This is a genomic window from Microcoleus sp. Pol12B3 (assembly GCF_036701355.1).
GTDB lineage: Bacteria > Cyanobacteriota > Cyanobacteriia > Cyanobacteriales > Microcoleaceae > Microcoleus.
The window spans coordinates 1-1,977 of record NZ_JAUBQS010000155.1 but is presented as its reverse complement, the minus strand read 5'-3'; the positions used below and the strand labels follow the sequence as shown (position 1 = coordinate 1,977).

Here is a 1,977-nt window from a genome sequence, read left to right as displayed (position 1 = left end):
GATGTGTTTTTCCTCAATCAAAGTGTGGGTAGCGACATCATTAATGATTTCCGCAAGGGAGAGGATTTAATTGGGTTGAATTCTGGTTTGAGTTTTAATCAACTCAGTATTACTTCCAGCAACAATCAAACTTTGATTACTGTGACGGACACCAATCAATTGTTGGCGAAGCTTAACAATATTACCCCCGGTATTCTCACCGCTACCGATTTCACTCAGGTAACACTCTAACTGGCTGGGGTAGGGTGTACCATAAGCAGCCCGCCCGCTTAGAAGTGGTGAAGAAAGCTCTCAAACTCCTGAAATTTGGGGGATGACGTTAGCGCAGCCCGCCCCTAGGGGGGCTACGCCAACGAAGAGGAGCGATCTGATTCTTTTCAACAGCGATCGGTAATAAATCTTGTTTATTGCCGATCGCCCACACCTAGAATGAGGCACATCCGTTTATTGCACTCCCGATCTGGCTAGCCATCAGCAGCGCCCGAATAAAACCTGGTTTTTCAGCCACTAAATTTCTGATTTTGGGAAACTTTTTTTGAGATCAAAAAAAGTTAAATTAATCAAATATTTAGGCGATTTTCCTGGTTTTAGCTCAGGTGAATGTATCAGGTACTAGCTAAAGCCATTGTCATTATTTTGGCAGTGCCAAAATAATGTGATGAATGTGATATTGCCAAGGCAGCCAAAGGGTTTGATGCACTATTTCTATCGCTAATGGTGGGCATTGCCAACCTAAACATAGAGGTAGGTTCCCAGTCCCGGACTATTTACATTACATCCTCTGCACTTAACTGCTAAAAAGCTCGCAATTCTCACACAGCAAAAGCTGATTGTGGAGACACTTCGGTAAATGAGGGATAAAACAATCTTACCTAAATAAATTTGAATTTATCCCATGGATCACCGAAGTTTTAATTCTGCCTACTGCCTTCTGCATCTCTAGCCTTCTACTTTCAAGGTGAATCTACCAGCAAATAGTAAACATTCTCATGGGTATGCGAAATGAATTCAACTTTTGCCACCAACATGGATTCACAATCTGTTCTCCACAATGCTGGTTCTAAATCTATTGTCTTCATTGATTCCGGTCTAGATGACTATCAAACTCTTGCGGGTGGCGTGCTTCCCGGTGCAGAAATCATCATTTTAGATAAAAATGGTAACGGAGTCGAGCAAATTACTGCGAAACTGCAAACAATTTCTGCTGCTGGGGAAACTGTAGACCAAGTTCACATTTTTTCTCACGGTAATTCTGGCAGCTTGCAGCTAGGTTCTGCAACGCTGAATTCGGATAATTTGCCGCAATATGAAAGCCAGTTGCAAAATTGGCGAAATGCGCTAAGCGACAAAGCAGATATTGTGCTTTATGGTTGCGATGTTGCGGCGGGTTCGGGAAGCGATTTTGTCGATCGCCTGGGCGAGTTAACCGGGGCTGATATTGCGGCATCTAGCGATCGCACTGGCCGCGGAGGTAACTGGAATTTGGAGTTTGCCAAGGGTGATATTGAAGCACCGCTAGCCTTGACTCCAGAAGCAATGGCTGATTATCAAGGGACTTTAAAGACTATTACCGTTACCAACAATAATGATAGCGGACCCGGTTCCTTGAGAAATGCGATCGCCTCCGCAGCAGCCGACGATACCATTCAATTTGAATCGAGTCTTGCCAGCAAAACAATTACTCTCACTTCCGGTCAACTTGTCATCAACAAAAACTTGACAATTGATGCTGTTGGTGCAGCCAATTTAACCATCAGCGGCAACAATGCTTCGCGGGTAATCCGCACAGAAGGTGCAACAAATGTCACTATAAAAAACCTGATTGTTGCCAACGGCAAAGTTTCTGGAACCGATCCGAATAATGAGGCAACTAGCGCCGGTGGTGCCATTCAAACAGGAAGTAGCAGCACTTTAACTTTAGAAAATTGCCAAGTCAATAATAATGTTGCCGGTTTTGGTGGTGGCATTTACACGGGT

The 1,977-nt window shown here is 44.0% G+C and carries 1 protein-coding gene and 1 pseudogene; both read left to right on the top strand.

Features of this window, described 5'->3' with window-relative positions; all coding sequences use genetic code 11:
- Window positions 1-231 (top strand): annotated as a pseudogene (locus QUA53_RS28925) (calcium-binding protein); the annotation flags it as partial.
- A gap of 771 nt (window positions 232-1,002) precedes the next feature.
- Window positions 1,003-1,977 (top strand): DUF4347 domain-containing protein (locus QUA53_RS28920; RefSeq protein ID WP_333101298.1); only part of this gene is annotated, 975 nt, incomplete at its 3' end.